This window comes from Candidatus Stygibacter australis, assembly GCA_030765845.1.
GTDB classification, from domain to species: domain Bacteria; phylum Cloacimonadota; class Cloacimonadia; order Cloacimonadales; family TCS61; genus Stygibacter; species Stygibacter australis.
This window is the reverse complement of the sequence record JAVCDJ010000131.1, coordinates 1-5,396: the sequence shown is the minus strand read 5'-3', so window position 1 is coordinate 5,396 and position 5,396 is coordinate 1. Positions and strand designations below refer to the sequence as shown.

The window sequence follows — 5,396 nt, the reverse complement described above, 5'->3', positions numbered from 1 at the left end:
GAGGCTGCCATTTTTTTGTAGTTTCTGGATCAGGCAGGCGATCCAGGGTAAAAAGAGCAGCATCAAACCCCAGCCATATATCCAGACTGGCAGAAATTCCAGAAAGTGAAATGATATTCCATAAATAAAAGCTGCCAGAAGACTTTGAAATAGACCATACCCACTTCTCCAGCAGAAGAAAAACACCCCTAACGCAGCCAATACTATCAATAGAGCATAAAAAAAGTGTACCTGCAAGAGGTAATAAAACCAGGTGAATATATGCCAGAATACTTTGTCATACTGGGGCATACCACAATGAAGATTTCTGTTCCAGACTACAGATTTTCCATTTTCAATAGTTCCTGAATGCCCGTAAAAATACTCGCTTTTTGATAATGAATGAGGGTCTAAACCATAGAATGGCACAAAAATCACCAGATTAAATAATACTATTACCAGAATCAGTAGAGCAAAAGCAAGCTTACGATCCTTCACAAATTCTGTCAGTCCCATATTCTTCCTCTTAAAATTACGAGATATCTTTCAACCAGGTGTTGATCTGCTTCTGGCTTTTCAGCTCGATCACTCGTTCATCGAAAGCCTTGAGAGATTCTCCATACTGCCTGCGGAGTTTATAAGTTCTGATCACCCAGGCTGGCATTCCATCAGCAGATAATAATGCAGAAAGGTTTTCATGATTGCCATTGCAGATGGATTCACGGGTGATTATCCTTTTTATGGTGCGAGTGATTGACCGGCTAAATACCTGATAAAAAGGCAGATTGAGCCAAATGATATGATCTACCTTAGGAATGATCAAGTCTCTGATACGTCTGTAATTGCCATCAACCACCCAGTTCTCTTCGTTGGTCAATTTAGCTTCCACGATTTCGCGAAACTCCTCGCGCTCTCTTTCCTGCCAGTTCGGGAGCCACCAGAGCTGATCAAGTTCGATATGAGTGATATTAAGTTTTTCAGCTATATTTCGAGCGAGAGTAGTTTTACCTGAGCAGCTTGTACCAATGATATATATTTTCATAGTACGCGAAATATCGATATTGATCAATAAAGATCAATACGCAGTAATCTGCTGTCTATATCACCATTTTTGATCAGTTTATTCATTTTAGTACGGAGTCTGAGTGCTCCTGAAAATTCTTTACTACCCACCAGCACATAGGCTCTGCTGCTTTTACATTTCTGCTTAAAGAAATCTCCCAGATCCTGCAGGAGGCTATCAATATCTTCCTTCCTAAGACGTTGACCAAAAGGTGGATTACAGACAATTACTCTATTTTCCATTTCCGGCAAGTTTCTGAAATCAGCGGTATTGATCTTTACATTTGCTCCCTGGTGGAATACGTTCAGGTTTTTGCGGCTGATGCTCACATTGCGGGACATAATATCACTACCCAGGATCAGATCTTCCGGCAGTTCGCGAATCTGCTGATTAGCTTCTCTCAAGGTGAGAATCCACAGATTTTCATTAAAGTCCGGCAGACTATTGATACCCCACTTTTTTCTTAAAAATCCTGCGGGGATATGACAATAATGCATCATAGCTTCTTCCAGCAAGGTGCCTGAGCCGCAGAACGGATCGCAGAACTGCTCATCTCCCTGCCACCTGCTAACGCGCACAATAGCAGCAGCCAGAGTCTCTTGAAGCGTGGCTTCCATACCCACCAGTCGATAACCTCTTTTGTGAAGCGGTTCTACTCCCAGATCAAGACTGATATTCACCCAGTTATCATTGATATGTAAACTGAATCGCACATCGGGGTTCTTAATATCAAAATCAGGCCGGGCATCATGTTTAGCGCGAAATTTATCACAGATAGCATCTTTGAGGGTTTGTCCTGCAAACATGGAATTAGTTATCTTGCTATTCGCCACATTACTGGTGATGCCAAAGCTTTGCTTCAGCGAAAAAATATCTTCCCAGTAAAATTGAAGAGCAGTTTTATAAAGGTATTTTTCATCATGAGCCTGAAAACTGATAAGTGGTGCCAGAATCCGGGTGCAGATGCGCGTCTGATACAAAATGCGGTACAGCGCAGGCTGCGTAGCCGTGAAACTCACTCCCCGGTAGGTTGTTTGAATTTCTGTAGCTCCCAGCTCTTCCAGTTCTGCCGCAGCTATCTTTTCCAGACTACCAGCTACCTGGGCAAAGTATTTATTATTTTTTATATATTCCATTATTCTCCCCGTGCCTGATCTAAGGCATTTTCAAAGGCAGGATTAACGTACCCGCCCAGTTCTTTCACCTTTTGGATATCCTTTCTGGCATCAGCTATCCTGTCCAGCGAATAATATACTACAGCACGATTGTGATAAGCATTGGAATATCCGGGATTGATCCTGATGGCTTGATTAAAGTCTTCAAGCGCTTTTTGAGTGTCATCCAGATCTTTCCAGGCATTACCTCGATTATTCAGAAAGCTTAAATTACCTGGATCAAGTGCCAGTGCTTGATTGAAATCACTGATCGCCTGCTGATTGCGTCCACTCATACTGTATGATGTTCCGCGATTATTATAGGCAGTTGCCATATTGGGGTCTAATTTAACTACCTGGTCATAATCCGCAATCGCTTTGTCATATTCACCTGTTTTGCGATATAGATTCCCGCGATTATACCAGCCGGTAGCATAATCAGGATCCCTGGTGATAGCCTCGGTGAAATCTGCTTCTGATTCAGCAAACATACCGGCTGACATATATAAATGAGCACGATTATTATATGCTTCCACAAAGCCGGGACGCAGTTTTATTGCCATATTAAGGTCTACAATACCTGCTTCATAGTCCCTGAGCTCTCCATATTCATTTCCCCGATTATTATAGGCATCTGCGCTGGAAGGGCTTACTTTGATAGCACTTGTGAAATCCGCGATCGCCTTGCCATGCTCACCTCGCTGACTATATGCTTTACCGCGATTGATATAAGGTAATTCTATATCAGGATAACTGGCAATAATATCCGTGTGGAGCACCACGCCATTTTTCCACACACCTATTCGCTGCCAGCTAAGGAAGGCATATACTGCAATGATCAATAATACAAAGTATTTAGCTTTATTGAGCTTGAATTTGTCATCAATCACAAGCAGCAGGATCATGAATATTCCCAGAGAGGGCAGATACGTAAAACGATCACAGGTGATTGATGAACCGGCTAAAGGTAAAAAATGAAGTACCGGTAAGATTGTAAGCAGATAAAACCAGAACCAGAAAAGATATTTCTTTCCTTTGCCCTTGATACTGATCAATAGTCGGGCAAGAAGGGCAGTAAGCAGGAGCATGATATAATAATAGGCAGGGAGTGCCTGATTAATATTCTGAGGATAGGGATAAATAGCACTTAGCTTAAAAGGCAGCAACAGTTTGAACGGATAAAACCAGAAGGCATAATTAGCTGTGACGATCCTTTCCAGAATATTGAGCTCAGCATAAGCGGTTGTGGAACTGTATGTAGATCTAAAGGTGATAAACACCACCATGGCAGCCAGAATAAAGAAAGGGATTTTGGCATTTATCGCTTTTGTCAACTTTCTATCTTCATAAAAAACATCATAAAGTATCAAAATAAGTGGCAGAGTAACAGCCATTGATTTGGCAGTGAGTGCTAATAGATATGCTATCAGGCTGAGTAATAATAGACCCTTTTTAGTTGATCGCCTGCCCAATATCCACAAGATAAATGCCAGCAGGTAAAACAGGGCATAAAGCACGTCTTTACGCTCAGTTATCCAGGCTACAGATTCCACATGCAGGGGATGTAAAGCAAATACCAATGCTGAAAAAAGTGACAGAGTGGGATTGCCTGTAAGCAGCAGTAGCAGCCAGAAAACCAGTAGTGTATTGATTATGTGTAATATAAGATTGGTGAGATGAAAACCATAGGCATCCATACCCCAGAAATGATGATCAATGGCAAATGAAAGCTCCGTTAGCGGAATCCAGTTACCCATACGTGAGCCGGTGAACATTGCTTTGATATGCGGCAGGTCAAGGCTGGTGATATTGGGATTTTTATACACGTGCTCATTATCATCCAGATTAACGAAATCATTATCCAGGCTTCGCCAGTAAACCATTGAAGTAATGGCGATTAGCAGCAGCAGATAGATTACCAGATGCCTGGAAGATGAAGCCTTTTTCTGCTGTTTCCCAGGTTTCTGCGTATACAGAGCTTCCAGCTCTGATTGTTTCTTATTCTTTCTTTCCTTTTTCAGTCTGCTTTTCTTTCCCATACTAATTCCCTGGTTTTACATAGTTTGCATTCTCTGTTTTGCCAGTTCTCCCCATTGACTGTTTATGCCATATTTTTCTATTACTCGTTCAAATATCCTGCGTGCTTTTGCAGTGCTATTAAGCTTCTGATAAGCTTCTCCGGCCTGTAATTCCGCAGAAGCCGCCCATTGCGTATAAGATTCATAAGAATATCCCACTTTCAAAAGCTCAGTTACAGCCTGCTCAAATTCGTCCTTCTCAAAATATGACATCCCGATCCAGTATTGTGCTTCAGCCTGCAATTCACGGTCATTCACTTGACCCAAAGCCTGCTGGAACATCTCAATTGCCTGCTGAAAGCGTTTATCACGATAATAGCAGAAGGCAATATCAAAAATTGTCTGTCCTTCAAGTCCCTGATTACCCCATTTCTCCAGGATTATCTCATAAGCAGCAATTGCCTTTTCCCATTCTTCAATGGTTTTGCACACTTTGGCAAAATTTTGGGCAGCTTCCAAAGCCAGCTTCCCATCTTCATCATGCTCGATGACATAGTAATAATTATCCAGTGATTCCTTAAAATTATTCTCTGAGAAGTTGATCAAGCCCAGTTTGAATTTTGCTTGATTGACAAAATCTGCATTCGTAGCTCCTGCCACAGTACTGAAATCTTCTTTTGCCTTCTCCACATTTTTATATTTAAGATAAAGCACACCACGCCAGAAATAAGTTCTGATCATCTGGTCAGTGGTTAATTCCTCTTTCAAAAGCTTATTAAATGTCTTTTCTGCTTTCTTGCTATCAATATCAGTATAATAAATCCCCTCTGCGATGGCTATTTCATTTTTTGCTGCATCATCAAGATTATCTTTATATTTCTTCTCAAGCTCTTCTGCTTTGGGACGGTTTTTTATCCTGTAATGACAGACGATATTCTGCACAACCACCTGGTTATATCCCTCCGCTTCTTTATCAGCAAGCTCCAGATAGCCTTCATATTGCCCGATGGCAGACTGATAATCTTCCTGATCAAAATATATCTCACCACTTCGCTGATAGATGATTTCTGACTGCTCTCCCTTATCCTGCAACACACCATAACTGTACAGCGCCAGGCTGTAATCTCCTGTAGTATATTGCAGATCAGCCAGCTTCAAAAGCGTGGCATTATCCTTATTCTC

At 41.6% G+C, this 5,396-nt stretch carries 5 protein-coding genes; all 5 read right to left on the bottom strand.

The window, feature by feature from the left end; genetic code table 11:
* The coding region (locus RAO94_06760) for a hypothetical protein (GenBank protein ID MDP8322032.1) at positions 1-495 on the bottom strand (495 nt) is incomplete at its 3' end.
* 16 nt (positions 496-511) lie between these two features.
* Positions 512-1,021 carry an AAA family ATPase gene (locus RAO94_06755; GenBank protein ID MDP8322031.1) on the bottom strand — a complete coding sequence of 170 codons (510 nt, stop codon included), beginning with the start codon at positions 1,019-1,021 and terminating at the stop codon, positions 512-514.
* A 23-nt stretch (positions 1,022-1,044) separates the two neighbouring features.
* Positions 1,045-2,178, bottom strand: coding sequence for a class I SAM-dependent RNA methyltransferase (locus RAO94_06750; GenBank protein MDP8322030.1), 1,134 nt, complete (start codon positions 2,176-2,178; stop codon positions 1,045-1,047).
* Positions 2,178-4,235 (bottom strand): tetratricopeptide repeat protein, encoded by a 2,058-nt coding sequence (locus RAO94_06745; protein MDP8322029.1) that lies wholly within the window; start codon positions 4,233-4,235, stop codon positions 2,178-2,180. Before RAO94_06745 ends, RAO94_06750 begins: the two co-directional genes overlap by 1 nt.
* Positions 4,236-4,250: 15 nt before the next feature.
* The coding region (locus tag RAO94_06740) for a tetratricopeptide repeat protein (GenBank protein ID MDP8322028.1) at positions 4,251-5,396 on the bottom strand (1,146 nt) is incomplete at its 5' end.

What these genes read in the sequence shown, in the direction of transcription:
- RAO94_06755 (MDP8322031.1), bottom strand. Translation starts at nt 1,021, where the DNA reads ATGAAAATATATATCATTGGTACAAGCTGCTCAGGTAAAACTACTCTC.
- RAO94_06750 (MDP8322030.1), bottom strand. Translation starts at nt 2,178, where the DNA reads ATGGAATATATAAAAAATAATAAATACTTTGCCCAGGTAGCTGGTAGT.
- RAO94_06745 (MDP8322029.1), bottom strand. Translation starts at nt 4,235, where the DNA reads ATGGGAAAGAAAAGCAGACTGAAAAAGGAAAGAAAGAATAAGAAACAA.